This window comes from Methylobacterium sp. J-078, assembly GCF_022829285.1.
Lineage (GTDB): Bacteria > Pseudomonadota > Alphaproteobacteria > Rhizobiales > Beijerinckiaceae > Methylobacterium.
Map to the genome: position 1 here is coordinate 67,573 of NZ_JAKSYI010000060.1, position 19,095 is coordinate 86,667.

Annotated in this window: 22 protein-coding genes; 7 read left to right on the forward strand and 15 right to left on the reverse strand. The window is 70.4% G+C overall.

The annotated features are described in order from the left end of the window. Nucleotides 1–20: 20 nt before the first annotated feature. Genes MKK58_RS08430 through flhA form a run of 3 tightly spaced genes read right to left on the reverse strand, consistent with a single transcriptional unit; the run spans nucleotide 21 to nucleotide 3,278 of the window. Nucleotides 21–422, reverse strand: a complete 402-nt coding sequence (locus MKK58_RS08430) for a hypothetical protein (protein WP_243911645.1) — start codon at nucleotides 420–422, stop codon at nucleotides 21–23. A 4-nt stretch (nucleotides 423–426) separates the two neighbouring features. Further along, nucleotides 427–1,200, reverse strand: coding sequence for a flagellar biosynthesis protein FliR (gene fliR / locus MKK58_RS08435; protein ID WP_243911646.1), 774 nt, complete (start codon nucleotides 1,198–1,200; stop codon nucleotides 427–429). After that, nucleotides 1,197–3,278: a flagellar biosynthesis protein FlhA gene (gene flhA / locus MKK58_RS08440; RefSeq protein ID WP_243911647.1), complete on the reverse strand. Its 2,082-nt coding sequence runs from the start codon at nucleotides 3,276–3,278 to the stop codon at nucleotides 1,197–1,199. The genes fliR and flhA overlap by 4 nt, the downstream gene beginning before the upstream one ends. Nucleotides 3,279–3,453: 175 nt before the next feature. Here flhA and MKK58_RS08445 point away from each other — a divergent pair, with 175 nt between their 5' ends. The 5 genes from MKK58_RS08445 (at nucleotide 3,454) to MKK58_RS08465 (ending at nucleotide 6,808) form a co-directional block, all read left to right on the forward strand. Beyond that, nucleotides 3,454–3,771 (forward strand): hypothetical protein, encoded by a 318-nt coding sequence (locus MKK58_RS08445; protein WP_243911648.1) that lies wholly within the window; start codon nucleotides 3,454–3,456, stop codon nucleotides 3,769–3,771. 115 nt (nucleotides 3,772–3,886) lie between these two features. Continuing rightward, nucleotides 3,887–4,156, forward strand: coding sequence for a hypothetical protein (locus MKK58_RS08450; RefSeq protein WP_243911649.1), 270 nt, complete (start codon nucleotides 3,887–3,889; stop codon nucleotides 4,154–4,156). A 142-nt stretch (nucleotides 4,157–4,298) separates the two neighbouring features. Then, nucleotides 4,299–5,000, forward strand: a complete 702-nt coding sequence (locus MKK58_RS08455; RefSeq protein ID WP_243911801.1) for a 5-oxoprolinase subunit B family protein — start codon at nucleotides 4,299–4,301, stop codon at nucleotides 4,998–5,000. Next, a complete protein-coding gene (locus MKK58_RS08460) occupies nucleotides 5,000–6,013 on the forward strand; it encodes a biotin-dependent carboxyltransferase family protein (RefSeq protein WP_243911650.1) in 1,014 nt (337 codons plus the stop codon). The genes MKK58_RS08455 and MKK58_RS08460 overlap by 1 nt, the downstream gene beginning before the upstream one ends. A gap of 24 nt (nucleotides 6,014–6,037) precedes the next feature. Next, the gene (locus MKK58_RS08465) at nucleotides 6,038–6,808 is read left to right on the forward strand and encodes a 5-oxoprolinase subunit PxpA (RefSeq protein WP_243911651.1); all 771 of its coding nucleotides are present in this window, start codon (nucleotides 6,038–6,040) and stop codon (nucleotides 6,806–6,808) included. On the opposite strand, the gene MKK58_RS08470 is transcribed toward MKK58_RS08465, so the two are convergent. The 11 genes from MKK58_RS08470 to MKK58_RS08520 all read right to left on the reverse strand — a co-directional run bounded on the left by MKK58_RS08470 (nucleotide 6,795) and on the right by MKK58_RS08520 (nucleotide 16,022). Then, nucleotides 6,795–7,061 carry a flagellar biosynthetic protein FliQ gene (locus MKK58_RS08470; protein ID WP_238279917.1) on the reverse strand — a complete coding sequence of 89 codons (267 nt, stop codon included), beginning with the start codon at nucleotides 7,059–7,061 and terminating at the stop codon, nucleotides 6,795–6,797. The two genes, MKK58_RS08465 and MKK58_RS08470, sit on opposite strands and share 14 nt — an antisense overlap. Before the next feature lie 55 nt (nucleotides 7,062–7,116). Next, nucleotides 7,117–7,536 (reverse strand): flagellar hook assembly protein FlgD, encoded by a 420-nt coding sequence (flgD, locus tag MKK58_RS08475; RefSeq protein WP_243911652.1) that lies wholly within the window; start codon nucleotides 7,534–7,536, stop codon nucleotides 7,117–7,119. A gap of 47 nt (nucleotides 7,537–7,583) precedes the next feature. Next, nucleotides 7,584–7,985, reverse strand: coding sequence for a flagellar biosynthesis repressor FlbT (locus tag MKK58_RS08480; protein WP_243911802.1), 402 nt, complete (start codon nucleotides 7,983–7,985; stop codon nucleotides 7,584–7,586). A 44-nt stretch (nucleotides 7,986–8,029) separates the two neighbouring features. Continuing rightward, entirely contained in the window at nucleotides 8,030–8,377 is a 348-nt protein-coding gene (flaF, locus tag MKK58_RS08485; protein WP_243911653.1) for a flagellar biosynthesis regulator FlaF, read from the reverse strand. Nucleotides 8,378–8,490: 113 nt separating this feature from the next. Then, nucleotides 8,491–9,537 (reverse strand): flagellar hook-associated family protein, encoded by a 1,047-nt coding sequence (locus tag MKK58_RS08490; protein ID WP_243911654.1) that lies wholly within the window; start codon nucleotides 9,535–9,537, stop codon nucleotides 8,491–8,493. Between the two features lie 5 nt (nucleotides 9,538–9,542). Beyond that, complete coding sequence (flgK, locus tag MKK58_RS08495; protein ID WP_243911655.1) at nucleotides 9,543–11,015, reverse strand: flagellar hook-associated protein FlgK; 1,473 nt, start codon at nucleotides 11,013–11,015, stop codon at nucleotides 9,543–9,545. Between the two features lie 100 nt (nucleotides 11,016–11,115). Further along, entirely contained in the window at nucleotides 11,116–12,363 is a 1,248-nt protein-coding gene (locus MKK58_RS08500) for a flagellar hook protein FlgE (RefSeq protein WP_243911656.1), read from the reverse strand. A gap of 140 nt (nucleotides 12,364–12,503) precedes the next feature. Beyond that, nucleotides 12,504–13,850 carry a flagellar protein export ATPase FliI gene (gene fliI, locus MKK58_RS08505; RefSeq protein ID WP_243911657.1) on the reverse strand — a complete coding sequence of 449 codons (1,347 nt, stop codon included), beginning with the start codon at nucleotides 13,848–13,850 and terminating at the stop codon, nucleotides 12,504–12,506. A gap of 4 nt (nucleotides 13,851–13,854) precedes the next feature. Further along, nucleotides 13,855–14,580, reverse strand: coding sequence for a flagellar basal-body rod protein FlgF (gene flgF, locus MKK58_RS08510; RefSeq protein WP_243911658.1), 726 nt, complete (start codon nucleotides 14,578–14,580; stop codon nucleotides 13,855–13,857). A gap of 4 nt (nucleotides 14,581–14,584) precedes the next feature. Next, the gene (locus tag MKK58_RS08515; protein WP_243911659.1) at nucleotides 14,585–15,361 is read right to left on the reverse strand and encodes a DUF1217 domain-containing protein; all 777 of its coding nucleotides are present in this window, start codon (nucleotides 15,359–15,361) and stop codon (nucleotides 14,585–14,587) included. Between the two features lie 118 nt (nucleotides 15,362–15,479). Beyond that, nucleotides 15,480–16,022 (reverse strand): hypothetical protein, encoded by a 543-nt coding sequence (locus MKK58_RS08520; RefSeq protein WP_243911660.1) that lies wholly within the window; start codon nucleotides 16,020–16,022, stop codon nucleotides 15,480–15,482. Between the two features lie 138 nt (nucleotides 16,023–16,160). Here MKK58_RS08520 and MKK58_RS08525 point away from each other — a divergent pair, with 138 nt between their 5' ends. Continuing rightward, nucleotides 16,161–16,454: a PilZ domain-containing protein gene (locus tag MKK58_RS08525; protein ID WP_243911661.1), complete on the forward strand. Its 294-nt coding sequence runs from the start codon at nucleotides 16,161–16,163 to the stop codon at nucleotides 16,452–16,454. A gap of 340 nt (nucleotides 16,455–16,794) precedes the next feature. Continuing rightward, complete coding sequence (locus MKK58_RS08530; RefSeq protein ID WP_243911662.1) at nucleotides 16,795–18,183, forward strand: flagellin; 1,389 nt, start codon at nucleotides 16,795–16,797, stop codon at nucleotides 18,181–18,183. A 111-nt stretch (nucleotides 18,184–18,294) separates the two neighbouring features. Here MKK58_RS08530 and MKK58_RS08535 read toward each other — a convergent pair whose 3' ends face one another. Next, the gene (locus tag MKK58_RS08535; RefSeq protein WP_243911663.1) at nucleotides 18,295–18,969 is read right to left on the reverse strand and encodes a response regulator transcription factor; all 675 of its coding nucleotides are present in this window, start codon (nucleotides 18,967–18,969) and stop codon (nucleotides 18,295–18,297) included. Nucleotides 18,970–19,095 lie beyond the last annotated feature (126 nt).

The window sequence follows — 19,095 nt, forward strand, 5'->3', positions numbered from 1 at the left end:
TCGGCGCCCGGCGCGACGCGTCAGTCCCGCGGCGTCCCGGCCCGCGCGACCATGAGGTCGAGCTGTTCCAGCATGTCGGCCTGCTCGCGCTCGTGGGCGCGCAGCCGGACGAGGCTCTCGGTCTGGCGCTCGGCCCGCTTCTCGGCCAGGCCCCGGGCGCGGACGGTCTCGGACTGCCGGGCGGCGGTGGCGGCGAGATCCGTCGCCTCGCCGGCGAGCGCCCGCAGACGGCGCGCGGCGGCATCGAGGAAGAGGCCGTGCATGGTCTCGCCGGCCAGCGTGGACAGCATGGCGGCCCGGTCGGCCTCCACCTTGGCGGCCTTGGCCCGGGTCTCGGCGAGGTCGCGCTCGGCGATGCCCCGCATCTGTTCCTGGACCTTGAGGAGGCGCTGGGCACGGATCAGCCGGAGGCGCGTGGTCATCGGCTCAGCCCCGGCGCAGGTAGTCGAAGTAGCCCATCACGAACTGCATCATGAACTCGTTGGTGATGGCGTAGAGCAGCAGCAGGCCCCCGGCCATGATGAACGGCGTGGCGATGAAGTAGACGGGGATCTGCGGAACGAGCTTGTTGATGAAGCCGGCCGCGAGGTTCACCGCCACCGCGTAGACGAGGAAGGGCGAGGTGATGCGCAGGCCTAGGACGAAGGCGGTCGTCACCTGATCGACGATGCGCACCAGGGCGGGCTGCGAGCCGATGCCCTCGCCGGGGGGGATGCGGCTGTAGGAATCGATCAGCCCCCGGAACAGCTCCCAGTGCAGGTCGGCGGCGAACAGCAGGGCGGCGGCGGCCATCATGATCATCGCCTCGACGGCCGGCACCGGGTCCATGCCCTCGGCCACCGAGCCCGGCATGCCGCCGAAGCCCACCATGGTGACGGCGGCGTTCACCACCGTTTCCAGCACCACGTAGAAGATCCGACCGAGGAACCCGAGGACGAGGCCCGTCAGGCTCTCGGTGACGATCCAGGCGAGGGTCGCGCCGGGGTCCTGGGCCGAGAGCTTGCCCTGGAACAGAGGCAGCAGCAGGGGGCTGAGGGCCAGCGAGACCGCCAGCGAGATGAGGAGGCGGACCTGGGCCGGCACGCGGGGGCTGGAGAAGCCCGGCACGATGAGGAGGCAGGCGCCGACGCGGCAGAAGATCAGGAAGACGGCGAGGAAGCTTTCCGGACCCAGGAGACCCGAGGCGACCAGCGCGGTCACGAGATCGTCCCGAGGGAGCGGATCTCGACCCCGCGGGCGATCTCGAGGTGCGAGAGCACGGCCAGCGTCGGGTAGAGCCGCTCGATGATCATGCGCACGTAGGGGCGGGCATCCGGCGCGGTGACGAGGGCGAAGCTGCGGGTCTCGCGCATCTGCTTGCGGATCACCTCCGAGGCCTCGGTGCCGAACTGCTCGACGAGTCGCGGGTCGATGTCGAACTCGATGACCTCGCCCTTGCCGTCGCGCTTCAGGCTCTGGTGGAAGGAGAGGTCCCAGGCGCTGCCCAAGCGCAGCACCGCGAGCACGCCGTTCTCGGCCAGATCCCCGCAGATCTGCTGGGCGATGCGCATGCGGACATGCTCGGCGATCTGCTCGGCCCGGCGCGCGTGCGGCGTGATCTCGGCCACGGCCTCCAGGATGAGGTGCAGGTTGCGGATCGAGACCCGCTCGGAGAGCAGGAGCTTGAGCACCGCCTGGAGGCCCGAATAGGAAATCTGCGACGGGCAGATCTCGTCGAGCAGGCGCTTGTACTCCGGGTCGAGCCGGTCGAGCAGGTTGCGCATGTCCTTGTAGGACAGGAGGGTGGGCAGGTTGTTGCGGATGACCTCGGAGAGGTGGGTCAGCAGCACGGAGGAGCCGTCGATGGGCTCGAAGCCGCCGCGCCGCACCTCGCCCGCATAGGCGTCGAGCACCCAGCGCGCCTTCATGCCGAAGGCGGGCTCGCGGACCTCGTCGCTCGGCACGTCCGGCACCGGGCCGTCGCCCACCACCACCAGGAGTTCGCCGGGCCGCAGTTCCTGGGTCGCCACTACGGTGCCGTGGATGAGGATCTGGTAGCATTTCGGCGGCACGGCGAGGCTGTCGGTCAGCTTGATGTCGGGCACCACGAAGCCGTACTGGCGCGCGAACTTGCGGCGCATCTTGGCGACCCGGTGCGTCAGCTCGGATTGCGTGCCCTGAAGCTGGGCCGAGACCTGGCGCCCGAGGCAGAGTTCGATCTCCGGCGTCTTGAGCGATTCCTTGACGGATTCGCGCACCGCGACCTGCTTCTTCTCCTCGTCGGCCACCGCCCTGGCGTCGACGATGGCCTTCTGCGCCGCGAGCTTCTTCGGGATCGCGTAGGCGGTGAAGGCCATCAGCCCGGAGAGCACCATGAAGGGCACGAAGGGCAGGCCCGGCACCAGGGCGAACATGAACATCAGGGCCGCGGCCACCGACAGGGCCCGCGGATAGGCGCCGAGCTGCCCCATCACCGCCTGCTCGGCGGTGCCGCGCGTACCGCCCTTCGAGACGAGGAGGCCGGCGGCCAGCGAGACGATCAGCGCCGGGATCTGCGAGACGAGGCCGTCGCCGACCGAGAGCTTCGTGAACACCTCCGCCGCCTGGCCGAGCGGCATGCCGTGGCGGGTGGTGCCGATGATGATACCGCCGAACACGTTGACGGCGATGGTGATGAGAGAGGCGATGGCCTCGCCGCGCACGAATTTCGAGGCACCGTCCATGGAGCCGAAGAAGGCGCTCTCCTCCTCCAGTTCGCGGCGGCGGGATTGCGCCTCCTTGTCGTCGATGAGCCCGGCGTTGAGATCGGCGTCGATCGCCATCTGCTTGCCGGGGATCGCGTCGAGGGTGAAGCGTGCGCCCACCTCCGCGATACGGGTGGCGCCCTTGGTGATGACGAGGAAGTTCACCGTGATCAGGATCAGGAAGACCACGATCCCGATGACGAAGTCGCCGCTCATCACGAACTGCGAGAAGCCCTGGATGACGTGGCCGGCCGCCGAGACGCCGTGCTGGCCGTTGGCCAGGATCAGCCGGGTGGTGGCGATGCCGAGCGCCAGGCGCAGCAGGGTCGCGATGAGGAGGACGGTGGGGAAGGCCGAGAATTCGAGCGGCTTCTTGATCCAGAGCGCCACCATCAGGATCAGCACCGACAGGGCGATCGAGAAGGCGAGCCCGATATCGAGCAGGATCGCCGGCACCGGCAGGAACAGGATCGCCAGGATGGCGACGATGCCCGCCGCGAACCCGATGTCCCGCTGGGACCGGCGCTCTCCCGCGATCGCTTCGCTTGCCGCCATGGCGGATGCTCAACCCCCGTGTCTGGAACGGGGGCTTGTCGCGTCCCAAGCTTGCGCGAGGGTCGCCTGCCCGGCCGGCGGCGGGGGCCGCGTCGACCGCCACGTCACGGGACGGGCCGCATCCGGCCGCCGAATGGGACGCTCAGACAAGCCGAAGGGACCCCAGGGCATTGCCATGACCTTGTCGGTGTCCGACGCGGTCTTTAGAAAATACGGTCACGCGCTCCGATGTAAAAACACAATGACGATTTCGATGCAGGGTCCGATGTTCGCGTTTCGCCTCCAGATCCGCTCGACCCATGCCATGATCTGGCAGGCGCCCGAAGCACTCGAGACCTCGCTGCTTGCGGAAGCCATGCAGATCGCAGATCGGCTCGCCAAGGCCTGCCGCCGCACGGCGGCCTCCAGCTGCAACGCGACGCGAAGCTGGGTGGTCGAGATCTTCGACGAAGCCAACGGGATTTCCTATCGGGCCCCCGTCTCCGGTGCCTGACCTGTGGCGTTCGGAGGTCTAAACGCGTGAAACGCTCGACATCATGCGTCGGGAAGCGTCACTTTGGCGTTGAGAGATGACTTCGTCATTCTGATTCGAAAGCACCTGCGTACCCATGCCTCTTCCTCGCTCCACCGTTCTCGTCCTCGGCGTCGTCCTCCTGCCCGCCGCGGCGATCGCCCAGCCGGCCTCGATGCGCGATCTGCTCAAGCTGAACTGCACGGGCGATTACCTGGAGCATTGCAGCATGCATGCGCCGGGCGGCCCCGAGGTGGAGGCCTGCTTCCGGCAGAACATCCGCAAGCTCTCGCGCCCCTGCGCCCAGGCAATCCACGCCTATCAGCGCGAGAAGAAGCGGAACCGGCAGGTCTCGGGCGGACACTAAGCGCGCGCGCCGCACCGGGGACTCGTCAGGCCGCCCGTGCTGTGAAACGCTGCCGCCCGCGCCGGCTCGGGGTTTCGGCGCCGGGAGGCTCGAGGGCGTGGCCGTGCAGGGTCGGAGCGAGGCGGGCATCGAACCGGTGCGCATGCGCGATTCCGGGGAAACGGCCCTCGTGGTCGAGTTCGGCGACCGGGTCGATCCGGACCTGAACGCGCGCGTGCTGGCCCTCGACGCCGCCCTCGCGGAGGCGCGCGTTCCGGGCCTGCGCGAGACGGTGCCGACCTACCGCTCCCTGATGATCCACTACGATCCCTTGGTGCTCGACCGGGCCGATCTCTGTCGCCTCGTCGAGGCGGGCATCGCCGGGGCTCGACCCCGAGCGGGAAGCGGGCGCCGCTGGACCCTGCCCTGCTGCTACGACCCGGATCTTGCCGAGGACATCGGGGCGGTGGCCGACTGGGCCGGCCTGTCCCCCGCGGGGATCGCGGACCTGCACGCGCAAGCGGAGTACCGGGTCTACATGTACGGCTTCGCACCGGGCTTCGCCTATCTAGGCGGGCTGCCGGATGCGCTCGCCATCGGCAGGCGCGCCTCGCCGCGCCCGCCCCACCCGGCCAACGCGATCCTGATCGGTGGCGGACTGGCGGCAGTCGCCACCGTGCCGATGCCCACGGGCTGGTACGTCATCGGGCGAACGCCCGAGCGGCTCTTCGCGACGGTGCGGACCGAGAATTTCCTCATCGAGCCCGGCGACGTCCTGCGCTTCGCGGCCATCGATGCGGCGACCTTCGCCGAACTCGACGCGCGGGCCGCACGCGGCGACATCGTCGCCCGCCGGGAGGATTGATGGGCAACCGGACCCGCATCCGCATCCTGTCAGCCGGCGCCGGCAGCACCCTGCAGGACGGCGGCCGCCACGGCTACCTTCGCTACGGCATCACGCCGGCGGGCCCGATGGACCCCCTCGCGCAGGCCTGCGCGAACCGGGCGCTCGACAACCCACCGGGCGCCACCGCCATCGAGGTCTCGCTGAGCGGGATGTCCCTGACGGTCGAGGGCGAACCGGTCGACGTGGCGCTGGCGGGCGGCGCCCCCCGCATCGACCTCGACGGGCGGGCCCTGCCCTGCCCCGTCGGCCTGACCCTGCGCCCGGGCGAGCGCCTCGGCATCCGGGCCGGCGAGGCCGGCGCCTGGACGAGCCTCGCGGTGGCGGGCCATATCGACGTGGCGCCGGTCCTCGGCTCCACCGCCACCCACACCCGGTCCGGTCTCGGCGGCCTCGACGGGCGCGGGCTCCGGACCGGGGATGTCCTGTCTGTGCTGGAACCGCGCGCCGTCATCGGCGAGGCCGCGCAGCTCGACCTGCCCGTCCTCCATCGGCCGCCGGACAAGATCCGGATCGTGCTCGGGCCCCAGGACGATCACTTCGCCGAGGCCGCCATCGCGGCCTTCCTGGCCGGCCCCTGGCGGGTGGGCGCGCGCGGCGACCGCATGGCCTGCTTCCTCGAAGGCCCGACCATCGAGGCCCGGACCCACGACATCGTCTCGGACGGGATCGCCATGGGGGCGATCCAGGTGCCGGGCTCGGGCCAGCCCATCGTGCTGATGGCCGACCGCCAGCCCACCGGCGGCTACCCCAAGATCGCGACCGTGATCGGCGCCGATCTCGGCCGGCTCGCCCAGGCCCGGCCCGGGACGGTCCTGCGCTTTGCAAAGGTCGATCTCGCCGAGGCCGTGGCCGCGCGCCGGGCGGAGGTCGCGGCCCTGGTCTCGGCCGTGACGCGCCGACCCGTCCTGCGCACGCGCTTCACCTCGGAATTCCTGCTCGCCACCAACCTCATCGACGGCGTCTTCGGGTAGGATCGCCGGAAGCAAGGAGACGCGATGCCGACCATCGACCTGAACGCCGACCTCGGCGAAGGCTTCGGCGCCTATCGCTGCGGCGACGACGCGGCCATGCTCGCCATCGTCACCTCGGCCAACGTCGCCTGCGGCTTCCATGCGGGGGACCCCGAGATCATGGCCGAGACCTTCGCGCTGGCCCGGTCCCGCGGCGTCGCAGTCGGCGCGCATCCAGGCTACGCGGATCTGCCCGGGTTCGGGCGGCGGCCGATGCCGGTGACGGCGGCGGAGATCGAGCGGCAGGTCGCCTATCAGGTCGGTGCCGCGCAGGGCCTCGCCGCCCTGGCCGGGCACCGTCTCGGCTACGTCAAGGCGCACGGCGCGCTCGCCAACCGCGCGGCGGCGGAGCGCGATGCGGCCGATGCCGTCGCCCGCGCCGTCCGGGCCGTCGATCCCACGCTGGGGCTCCTCGCCATCGCCCGCACGCAGCAGGTCGCGGCGGGAGAGGCGGCGGGTCTCGCCGTCCACGCGGAGATTTTCGCCGATCGCGGCTACGACGAGGCGGGTCAGCTGATCCCGCGCGGGCAGGCGGGCGCGCTCGTCACGGATCCGGAGGCGGCCGCCGAACGGGTGCTGGCGATGGTGCGCGCTAGCGCCATCGTGACGGCGGCGGGCACGCATCTGCCGACGCGCATCGATTCGGTCTGCGTGCACGGCGACAGCGCGCACGCCATCGCGATGGCCCGAGCGGTGCGGGCGCGCCTCGAAGGAGCCGGGATCGCCCTACGCGGATTCGCCCTCAGAACCCCGTGACGATGCGCCCGTAGGTGGCCTCGGCGAAGGTGTAAATCTGCGCTCCGATGAAGGAGCTGGTGACGAGCAGCACCAGCAGGATGACCACAATCTTGGGCACGAAGGTGAGCGTCACCTCCTGGATCTGGGTCAGCGCCTGGAGCAGCGCCACCGCGATGCCGACCAGCATGGCGGCACCGATGGCGGGGCCGGCGGCGACGATCACGGTCCAGATCGCGGCGCGCACGAGTTCGAGGGCGTCGACCTCGTTCATCCGGGGCGGCCTTGTCCTGAGGGTCTGGGATCGCGGGTCTAACCCGGCCGGCCCGTCACTGCGACAGCGAAATGCCTTCGGTGAGCAGGACGTCCGCGCCGGTGGTGAGGCGGGCGAGCGCACCCTCGCTGGTGATCTTCACGGACTGGACCTGACCGGTGACGGTGCCGTCGGCGGAGGTGATGGTGCGCCCGATGATCTGGTCGGCCTGGGAGAGGAAGCTCGAGGAGAGCAGCGAATCGAGCTTGGTGTTCGTCTTCGTCGCCTGCTCCACCTGCGAGAAGGTCGCGAGCTCGCTGACGTAGGCGGTGGAATCCATCGGCTTCGTCGGATCCTGGTTCTTCAGCTGCGTCATCAGCAGGGTGAGGAAGGTGTCCGCGTTCAACTTGGCGGCCACGCCCGTCGCGGACTTGGTCGCGGCGGCGGTGCTGGCCGTCTGGGATGTGGCCGTGCTGGTGACGCTGGCGACGCTCATCGCGGGCCTCCTTACGTGTGGCGGCCCTGGGGCCCGAAGAATGGCCCTCAGGCCGGACGTGTCTGGGTTTGCGGATCGGCCGCCGACGCGGCTTCGACCTGGGGTATCGCCGCCAAGAGGGCGGCCTCCGCCGGGTAGAGCCCGCGGATCAGCTTGAGGGCCTCGATGAGCCGGCCGCCCTCGACGAGCGGGCCGGCGGCGGTGACGCCATCGCGGATGCCCGGATCCACCACGGCCGCCAGGATGCCGGCCTGAAGGGTGCGGAACAGCGCGCGCGCCCGTTCGGCGTTGGCGGGCTCGATCAGGATCGTCTGGGCCGCGAAGTAGAGCTGGCGCAGGGGCGTCGTCGCCGCCTCCGCTTGCAGCACGTGGGTCTCGAGCAGGAAGCTTGCGTCGTTCAGAAGCTCCAGGGAGACCTTCCGGTCGACCCGCAGGACCGCGCCGTTCATGTAGACGCGCTCGCCGGCGCGCAGCGAGAGGCGCAGAGGTCGGCTCACCGCAGGCCGTCCCGGATGGAGGCGTTCACCGCGATCAGGGCGGAGAGGTCCCGCTGCGGCGTCGCGATCACGGCGTTGGCCTCGTGCATGCTCCACAGGCCGATCGAGACGAGGTCCGCGCGCAGGTCCGGCGGCAGGCCGTTCTCCTCGCTCTGGAGGTCGTCGATCAGCACGCCCCAGAGGCTCTGCAGGAAGCCCGCCGCCGTGGCGCGGTCGGTCTGCTCGGCGTCGGGCCGGTCCGCGATCCGAAGGAGGTCGAGGGCCCGGTCGAAGGCCGCGCGCTCGCGCTCGCGCCCGATGGCGGGGGCCTCCTCCAGGATCTCGGCATAGGAAAACTGGTACATGGGGTCCTGTCCCGTGTGTCCGGAGCCCGCCGCGCGCCGGGGCGCGGGTTCGGGCCGGAGATCCGAGGGGCCGGCGGAGGCGTCCGCCGGGTGGTGCACACGGCCGAGCCGCGTCAGATGTAGGCCACGAGGCTGAGCTGGCGCAGCTGCGCGGTGAGGGCGTAGGAGATCTGGACCTGGGTCGAGAGGCGGTCGACGCGGGTCTTGGCCTCGGCCGTGTCCACCCCCTCCATCTGGCCGACCTGATTCGCGAACAGGCTCTTCTGCGCGTCCATCCGGGTGTTGGCGGCGGTGATCGCCGCCTGCGAGCGGCCGAGATCCGCCTGCAGCGCGACCAGTCCGCCGCTCGCCTCGCTCAAGCCCTTCGCGACCCTGTCACCGAGGACGGCCTGGGCTGAGGCCGAGAGGTTCGACGCCCCGAGGTCGGAAGCCATCACGTAGGCCATGGCAAGCTTGCGGAAGGCCGGCGCGTTCGCGCTGGCGGACGTCTGCACCGTTTCGCTCAGGGAGATCTGACTGGTGAGCGGAGCGGCGCCCGCGCCGGACCAGTCGGCGGCCCAGGAGGCGTCGTCGAACAGGTTCTGGAAGGGGCCGTCGAGGAAGGCCGAGAGGGCATCCGCCGTGATCGCGCCGGCGCCGGCGCTCTCCTGCGTCACCCCGAAGGCGGTCAGGAAGGCGGCGTCGACGGCCGCCTTGGCCGGTGAGGCCGGGCTCGCCGTGTAGGCCGTCATCGGCGCGCGACCCGTATTGGTCCCGCCGAACACGAACTGGCCGTCGACCGAGGTGTTGAGGAGGCTGGTGAGCCCGGCGAGCTGACTGGCGGCCATCGCCTTCAGCGCACCGGCCCGCTTGTCCTCCGGCAAGCCCGTGAGGGTCTTGAGCGTGGTGTCGGCCGTCTCCTGCATCTGTTTCAGGGCGGCCTGGCTGGTGCTCAGGCGAAGGGCGGTGCCGGCGTTGCCGTCGCGCAGGGCCGAGAGCTCGGCCGATTTCTGGCGTAGGCCCACGGTGATCCCGGCGCGGCTGCCGAGCGCCAGCCCCACATCCGCGAAGCGCCCGGTGACGAGTTCCTCGTTGCCGCGCGCGATGTCCGCCTGCATGCGGGCGACCCCGGTGCGGGGCGCGCTCCAGAAGCTGAGGGTGGAGAGGGCGTTGGTCCGCATGGCGTCTATCGCACCGCATCCATCAGGGTTTTGAGGAGGTCGTTGATCACCGTCAGCAGCTTGGCCGAGGCGGTGTAGGACCGTTCGAGCTGGAGCGTCATGGCCGTCTCGTCGTCGGCGTTGACGCCCGTCGCGTTCGAGTAGGCGTCCGAGGCCCGCGCGAGGAGGGTCGACTGGTAGTCGGAGTTCGTGGTCGCGGCCTGACGCTTGGCCGAGAGCCATCCGGTCGAGGCCGTCGCGAAGTCCTGCAGGGAGCTGCGGGTCCCGAGATCCGACGATGCATCGAACGGGCGGTCCGCCCCCAGGGCGGCGGCCAGGGCGCGCAGGCGGTCGGGGTAGGCCGCGTTCGTTGCCGGGTTGGGGTTGGACCGGTAGGCGGTCCCGGCGATGCCGCCGTCGCGCAGGAGGCTGACGTTCCCACCCTGTTGCGGATCGACGGCCGCGTTCACCCGAATCCGGGCGGCGAGCCCGAGCTGGTTGGCCGTGGTGCCGTTGGGGACGGGGCCGCCCGGGCCGGCCGTGAACAGGCCCGCCGCCCGCACCGGATTTCCCAGGGCATCGGTCCCGGTCTCCGCGAAGGCGTCGATCAGACCGTTGGCGATGCCGTCGAGCTGGGCCTCGTAGCGGGTCGCGACGCCGTCGCGCAGTTCGGCGAGGCCGGCGATGCGCCCCGAGTGCACCGGCATCGGCGAATTCGCGCCGGTCACCGGCACCCCGTCCACCGTGACGGCAGCGCCGATGGTCCCGGCCGAGAAGGTGGTGGTGGGCGTGAAGGACACGCGGCGCGGGCTGCGTTCGAACAGCGGCACGCCGCTGTCGGTGTAGATGGCGACGTCGTTGCCCGCGCGGGTCACCGTGGAGATCCCGATCTCCTGCGACAGGCCGGCGAGGATGCGGTCGCGGTCGTCCAGGGCGTCGGTGACGTCGGCGCCGGATCCCGTGCCGTTGGTGACGAGGCGGTTGGCGGCGTCGAACTGGGTCAGGAGATCGTTGATCCGCGCCACCGAGTCGGCGAGGCCCGCATCGGCCTGAGCCCGGACGGACTGGACCGCCGTGGCGCCGGCGGCGAGGCTGGCGGCCAGATCGCGGGCCCGGTCCACGGCGGTGCGGGCGAGCGCCGCGTCGTCGGGCTTGTTGGCCGCCATCAGCAGGGCGGCGTTGAGGGCCCCCAGGCGGGCGGCCGGCGCGGTCCCGTCATCGGTGTCGCCGATGGTGCCCTTCAGGGTGGTCAGACCGTCGAGCACCGCCTCGCTGGCCGCCACCGAGGACGTCGCGGACAGCTTGCGGTCGAACAGGGCGCTGTCGGTGGCGCGCTGGATCGAGACGGCGCTGCCGCCGCTGGTCGCCACGAGGTTGGCGATCTTGCGGGTGTAGAACGGGTCGCTGGCCCCGGCGGTGTTGCGGGCCGCGAGCGCGACCTGCGCGGAGGTCGCGATGAGGGACGATCGGGCGGAGTTGAGGGCGAGGGAGAGGCCCATCGGGTGTGTCCTGGGGAGCGAGCGTGCGAGCGGCGCGGCCCACCGCCCCTTGGGGCGACGGGCGAGGGTGCGGGCGCCGCGCCTGCGCGCGGCCGCCCGGTCAGCGCTTGAGGTTCATCAGGGTCTCGAGGAGCTCGTTGCCGGTCATGAACACCTTCGAGTTCGCGGTGTAGACGGTCTGCGACTCGATCATCGTGGTCAGCTCGGAGCTGACATCCACGTTGGAGGCTTCCAGGGCACCGGCCTTCAGCGAGCCCAGGCTGCCCGTGCTGGCGAACCCGATCTGGATATCGCCGGACTCGTTGTTGGTGCGGAAGACGTTGCCGGCCCGCGGCTCCAGGTTGTCTGGGCTCTTCACGTCGGCGAGCGGCACCTTGAAGGCGGCCAGGCGCGTCCCGTCCGCGTAGGTGGCGTAGACGGTCCCGTCCCCGCTGAACTCGGTCCCGGTCACGGCCGAGGGAGCCTTGCCGTTGGCGGTTCCCTTCAGGTCGTAGCTTCCGGCGAACTGCGTCGCGCCGCTGAGATCGAGGGCGAAGGTCTCGCCGCCCGGAATGGTGAAGCTCGTCTTGGCCGCGGTGGCGGCGGCTCCGCTGAGCTTGCCGTCGGTGCCGAACGCGAGGGTCACGGCCGGGCTGGTGAGCTGAGTGCCGTCGGGCGCGTAGATGCTGGCGCTCCAGGTGTTCGGAGCCACCACCGGCGCGGTGGCGGAAGCCGGCACCTTGGCGAGGTAGACGTCGAGGGTGACGCTCTTGCCGAGCTTGTCGAAGGTGACGATGGAGGATTTCTTCGAGTAGTTCGTCGGCGAGAGCGCGCCGGTAAGGTCCGCCGTATCCGCCGACAGGTTGCCCGAGATCGACCCGGCGGTGGAGGGCGTGGCGCGCATGCTGAGGCCGGAGGTGTTCACCGGCACCATGCCCTGGATGCCGTTGAGCGTCGGATTCGCCTCGCCTTCGAGGATGTTGAAGCCCATCAGGGTGAAGCCACCGGAGTTGACGAGGTTGCCCGTGGGACCGTCCACCACGAAGTTGCCGGCGCGGGTCAGGAGCGGCGCCTTGTTCTCGTCTTGCACCACGAAGAAGCCGTGGCCCTGGATGGCGAGGTCGGTCTTCGAGGTCGTCGAGCTGATCGAGCCGCCCTCGTTGATGGCGCGCCGGATCGTGGTCTCCACGGCACCGGAATTGTAGCTCGTGCCGGAGTTGTTCTCGATGAGCAGCGAGGAGAACTCGGCCGAGGTGCGCTTGTAGCCGGTGGTGCTCGAATTCTGCACGTTCTCCGCCACGGTGGAGATGCGGTTGGACTGCGCGTTCATGCCGGAGACGCCGGTGCGCAGGACACTGATGAGACTCATGACGTCACCTTCGAGGAATGGCGCGCGGCGCGGCGCGGGAGCTTGGCGGGCACTAAAGAAAGACAGGCTTGCGCGGGGCTTGGGCCGGCGCGCCGGAGGGGCCGGAACCCGGGTTCGGGAGGCGTTCGCATGGGTGCGCCTCAGGTCCGAAGGGATTGGGCGAGTTCCAGGAACGCGTCCTGGCTCGCCGCCATGCCGGGCTCCTGGCGCAGGGCCTCGTAGATGCGCGGCACGAGGAGGATGGCCTGGTCGAGCTCGGCATCCTCGCCGGCCCGGTAGCCGCCCATCAGGCGCAGGTCCCGGGTCTCCTCGAAGCGGGCCATCATGGCCTTGAGGCGGCGCACGAGTTCGCGCTGCTCGGGCGTCCAGACCTCGGTGGCCAGTCGCGAGATCGAGCCGAGGAGGTGCACCGCCGGGTAGCGGCCCTGCTCGGCGATGGCGCGGTCGAGGACCACGTGTCCGTCGAGGGTGCCGCGGATGGAATCGGCCACCGGATCGTTGTGATCGTCGCCGTCGACGAGCACCGAGAACACCCCCGTGATAGTGCCGCCCCCGTGGGGGCCGGTGCCCGCGCCGTCGAGCCCCGGCCCGGCCCGCTCCAGCAGGCGCGGCAGGTCCGAGAACACGCTCGGGGGGTATCCCCGGGCCACCGCCGGCTCGCCGGCCGCCAGCGCCACGTCGCGGGCGGCATGGGCGTAGCGGGTCACGGAATCGACGATGAGGAGGACGGATTCCCCGGCATCCCGGAAGGATTCGGCGATGGCCAGCGCCATCTTCGGTGCCTGGCGCCGCATCATCGGGCTCTCGTCGCCGGTGGAGACGACGACGACGGCGCGCGCCAAGTTGGGCGCCATCGCGCCCTCCAGGAACTCGCGGACCTCGCGCCCACGCTCGCCCACCAGGGCCACCACGACGCTGTCGAAGCCGGTGGCCCCCGCCAGCATCGCCAGCAGGGTCGACTTGCCGACGCCGGAGCCCGCGAAGATGCCGATGCGCTGGCCGAGACAGAGCGGGGTGAACAGGTCGAGGGCGCGCACCCCGGTGCGCAGGGGCTTCGTCACCCGCGCGCGCTCCATGGCGGCGGGCGGCGCCGCGTCGAGGGGCACGGCGCGCTGGCCCGGCACGAGGGCGCCCTGCCCGTCGATGGGACGCCCGAGAGCATCGATGACCCGGCCCTTCCAGCTCGGGTCCGGGCGCAGGGTCGGATCGCCGAGGCGATAGGCGCGGGTGCCGATCCCGGCCTCGATCCGGCTGTCGAACGGCTTCACGGTGACGCCGGCCGCATCCACGCGCACGACCTCGCCGATCTGCTCGCGGCCACCGCCCACGAAGCCCATGCGGTCGCCCAGGGTCATGAAGGGCGCGACGCCCGCGACGCGGGCCGCGCTGGCGGTGACTTCCTGGATCGGGCCGCCGACGCGCACCAGGGGCAGGGCCTCGCGGGCCGCCGCCAGAGCGGCGCCGAGGCGGTGGAGGGCGTCCGTCATCGGCTCAACCCTGCGGACTGAGGGAGCGGACCGCCCCGGTAAAGGATGTCTCGGTCTCGGAGACCAGCGACGCCGCGCTCTCGAAAGCGCGCTGGATGTTGATGAGCTTCGTCATCTCCATGACGGGATTGACGTTGGCGCCCTCGATGAAACCCTGCACCATGCCGCTGCGGGTGAAGTCCTGCACCGGGACGGCGGCCAGGCTGCTGGTGACGCCGTTCGGCTCGGCGCGGGTGAGCGTGCTCTTCGGATCGAGGGCGAAGAGCCCGATGGAGCCGACCTGGTTGACGCCCTGCGCCACGCTGCCGTCGCGCCCGATCGTCGGAGGGCCGGCCTGGGGGTCGAGCAGGATCGGCGCACCGCCCGGGTCGAGCATGGCTTGCCCGGTGATGCTGCGCAGCTGACCCAGCGCGTCCATCTTCATGCGGCCGTCGCGGGTGTAGACGGGGCCGTTGGCGCCGCGCACGGCGAACCAGGCATCGCCCTGCACGGCGACGTCGAGGGGGGCGTCGGTCTTGATCGTCGGCCCCGCCCGCTGCGAGATGTAGGTGTCGCCGGACGAGGCGAAGGCGACGGCGCCCTTGCTGGCCTGGGCCAGGAGCGCGGTGAACTTCGTGTCCTCCGCCCGGTAACCGCTGGTGGAGAGGTTGGCGACGTTGTTAGCGACGGCGTTCAGGCGCTTTTCCATGGCGACCTGCGCCGAGAGCGCCACGTAGAGTGCGTTCTGCATCGCCTCAGGTCCCCGACCGGATGCGCTGCAGGCTCAGGAGCAGGCTCGCGTCGAGGCCCTGCGAAGAGGAATCCGCGAACAGGTTGAGGACCGGCGCCGAGGTGGCGTTGTTCCGCGCGTCCCAGATCGCGGTGAAGCGCTGCACGAAGCGCTCCAGCTTGTCCGGATCCTTGAAGCTCGCGAGGTCCACGCGGCTCTCGATGATCGCCGCCTGCCGGGCGATCCCGTCCGCCGAGGCGACGTCGGGCAGGCCCAGCACGGTCTTGACCACCTGTGACAGGGCCTGGTCGGCCAGCACGCCGTAGCCCGAGGACACGGTGGGCGCCTGCCGCGCGAAGTAGAGGGCGAGGCGCACGCCGGTATCGTCGCTGCCCGCGTCGGTCTCGAGGCTCTGGCGCAGGTAGGCGCTCGTGGTGTCGGTGGTGGCGGCGGCGAGCGTCGTCGTGCCCGCGCCGTAGGTCTTGAAATCGAAGGCCTTGGCGAAGGCGACGTAACGATCGTCGGCCAAGCGGTTGGCGAAAGCGGCCCGATCGCTCACGCCCTCGGTGAGGACCTTGCGCATGAAGGCCTTGGCGTAGGTCATGTCCTCCAGGCCGTAGGCCTTCATGGCGTAGGCGTAGAGGCGACGGTCGCCGAGGAAGTCGTCGATGGATTTCACGTCTCCGATCTTGGCCTTGTAGTAGGCGGTCTCGCGGGCGACGTCGGGCTGGGCCGCCTTCCGGGCCAGGGAGGCCGTCAGGTCCCGGGCGATCAGCCAGTAGCTCGTGAAGGTGCTCGTCATGGGCGGGAGCGTCCTGGCCGGGCACGGGCGCGCGGAAGATCTCGGAGCATCGGCTGCGCCACCGGCGCGGAGCCGGGCTTGCGCTGCGAAGGCGCCCGGGCGAGGCGTTGCATCCGGGTCAAAGCGGGGTCGGCCCGATGATGGTCTCGGAGGTGATCACCACCCAGCCCGCGCCCGTGGCGCGGATCGACAGGATGCGTCCGGCTCCCGGCAGGACGGCGCCGGGTACCACCTGGCGCAGGCCCTCGGGTCCCTCCACGAGGGCGGCCCCGCCGCTGACGCGGCGCAGGACGTAGCCGCGCGCGCCCGGCGCCGGCTCCGGGCGCTCCGGGGCCGCGCGCGCGCCGTCGGGAAGCGAGCCGGTGGTGGTCGGGTCGAGGTCGAGGGCCGCTTCGCGCACGGGAGCGGCGTTCCGCTTCCAGGCGAAGCCACCCCCGAGGGCCGGCAGGAAAGGCTGGACCGAATAGGTATTCGAGGCGCCCGTGATGGAGTAGGCGGCGAAGCTCCCCGAGACCAGCGCCAGCCCGACACAGACGGCGACGGCCGCCCGCTCGAGGGTGGCGGCCCGGGCGCGGCGCAGCAGCTCGGCCCCCGTCGAAGGACGGACATGGCCGGGCCGCAGGGCGGGTGCCGTCGTTCGCGAGGGGAGGGATCGGTTCATGAGGGTCGCTGAAGGATCGGCGGCGTTCCGCGCAACACTCCCGCGCTATGGTTAGCAAATGGTTAAGATCTGTTCGATCGACAGTCCGGAGCGGCGCTGTTAAGTCCGATACGGCGCGTGACACCGGACGGATCGACGATGGCGGACTGGCAGGAGGCGGTGTCCCGCGGGGATCGGCCCCTGCGCAGCCCGACGCCGAAGCGTCACCGCGTGATGCAGCAGGGGCGCATCGTCCTCGGGCCCGAGAGCCTGCTCCCCTGCGTCGTGCGCGACCTGTCGCCGGTGGGCGCGAGCCTTCGCCTGCCGCGCCCGAGGCCGCTGCCACCGGAATTCGACCTCATCATCGCCGGCCACGAGATCCGCACCCTGTCCGTGCGCCTGCGCTGGCAGCGCGCCGACTTCGCGGGCGTGACCTTCCTGGCCCGGGACTGATCCGGACGGAACCGGATGCGGAGGCTGCCTGCCCGGGGGGACGGTCGCATCCGGGCACAGGCACCCGCGGGCCGCCCTTAAGCTCCTGCTAAGCCGAGCCGTGCATAGTCGCTCCATCGGTGAAACGGCGACCCGAAGGGGTTGAACGCCGTCGAAGCCAACGCAGTGGATAGGTTTCGTGGACCTATAGACATGATGTCGTCCCACTGCTCCGGTGAAAACCCGGGATGTAGACAGCACTACGCAAAAACAATCTGATCCCGAGATTGGATTGGCGCGACCTGCTGCGCGGCCACACACACGAATTCCTTGTAATTCCTGTCAACCGGACATCCTCGCAATGACCAGCCTGCTGACCAACAACGCCGCAATGACGGCGCTGACGACCCTCAAGAGCATCAACACCCAGCTCGACATGACGAGCAACCGGGTCTCGACCGGCCAGCGGGTCTCCAGCGCCGCCGACAACGCCGCCTATTGGTCGATCGCCACCACGGTGCGGACCGACAACGCCTCGCTCTCCGCCGTCAAGGATTCGCTGGGCCTCGGCTCCTCGGCCGTCGACACGACCTATAACGGCCTGAACAGCATCATCACCGATCTGCAGAACATGCGTGCCAAGCTGCAGACCGCCCTGCAGCCGGGCGTGGACCGTGCCAAGGTCCAGACCGAGATCACCGCCATCCAGAGCAAGATGAAGGCGACGGCGGATTCGTCGGTGTCGAGCGGCCAGAACTGGCTCTCGGTGGATTCCTCGGCCTCCAACACCGCCTACCAGGCGACCCAGAGCGTGATCGCGGGCTTCTCGCGCTCCACCGCCGGCGCGATCACCTACTCGAAGATCAACGTCGAGGTCTCCAACATCAAGCTCTATGACGTGAACGCCGCCAGCGCGAGCGTGCCCGCCACGGAGGCCCAGGTCGCCGGCTCGACCTCGCTGACCGGCACCTCGGCCTTCACGGCCGGCACCGCCGACTTCTCGGCCGCCAGCGCCAAGCAGGTGAACTTCACGGTGAACCTGAACGGCAGCAAGACGCAGAACATCAAGCTCGACGCCACCACCCTCGGCGCGGCGGTCAAGGACCTCGCCAAGGTCACGACCGACGAGGTCCTGAGCGCGATCAACAACCAGATCGCGGCCTCCACCGGCGCCAACAGCGTCAAGGGTCTGGTCGCCGCCAGCCTCGACACGCAGGGCCGCATCGTCCTGAAGACCACCACGGCCGCCGCCGCCAGCACGATCAACGTCGACGTCGTCGCCGCGACGGGCGGCAATGCGTTGGTGGATATCGGCTTCGGCACCACCGCCGGCCTCGCCGTCGTGGCGGGCAAGGGCACGGATGCCGGCACGTCGAACGCCAAGGGCATCCTGGACACCGTGGACGGCACCACCAGCCAGTCGATCAACTCGATCAACATCTCGGCCCTCTCCGGCACCACCGGCGATGCCACCCTGGCAACCCTGATCTCCCAGGTGGACAAGGCCATCTCGAGCGTCACCAACGCCGGCACGAAGCTCGGCGCCAACAAGACCCAGATCGACGGCCAGAAGACCTTCGTCGACACGCTGATGAAGGCCAACGACCGCACCATCGGCATCCTGGTGGACGCCGACGTGGAAGAGGAGTCGACCAAGCTGAAGGCCCTCCAGACCCAGCAGCAGCTGGCCGTCCAGGCCCTCAGCATCGCCAACGGCGCCTCCGCGAACGTGCTCTCGCTGTTCCGTTAAGCCGAACGGCCGCCCCCGGAGGTTCCGGGGGCGGCGCGACGACGAAAAGGCCACGCCTCCGCGAGGGAGCGTGGCCTTTTCGCATTCCGGAGCGGACGGGAAAGGGTCGGATCAGCCGACGAAGGTGTACCCGGCCAGGCGCTTGGCCTCGATCGGATCGTAGCCGAGGCGCAGGCGCAGCTTCTTGCGCAGCTTGCTGATGTGGCCCTCGACCACGCTCTCCTCGACGTCGCTGCCGTGCTCGGCATAGACCGCGTTGAAGATCTGCGCGCGACTGAGCGGGCGCCCGCGATGCTTGGCGAAGAACTCCAGGATATGGCGCTCGCGGCGCGGCAGGTTCAGGCTGACCCCGTCGATCTCGGGGTCGCGTCCGTCCGCGAAGACCTTGAGGCGGCCGCTGCGGTCCTGGGCGGCCGGGGCCTGGGCCTCGCCGCGGATGCCGCGCCGGCGGATCGCCTCGGCCCGGGCCAGGATCTCGCGGACATGGACCGGACGGCGCACCACGTCGTCGATGCCGGCGGTGAAGAGGTCGAGGGTCTGCTCCAGGGAGCGGGTCTCGTTGAGGGCGATGATGGGCGCCTGGGACAGGCTGCGGATCGCGGCGGTGCGGCCGGCACGGTCGTCGCACTCACCGAGAACGATGCCCTGGACCGTATCGGTCGGGTGGCCGGCGAGCCAGGCCAGGAACTCCTCGGCCCTCAGGCTTCGCGCGGGAACGTCCTGCGCTCCGAAACCCGCCAGGTATTCGGCGGCAACGGACTGCCTTTCATCGACAACGATATACATTCCAGCGCCCCGCCGAAAACGAACGTTATCGCAACCCCGTCGGACCATCACCTTGAACGCAGAGCGACTTCGTTGTCCGCCCTTGGCATACAGGTTTTTACTTGATGATGACTTCGCGGCACTGTC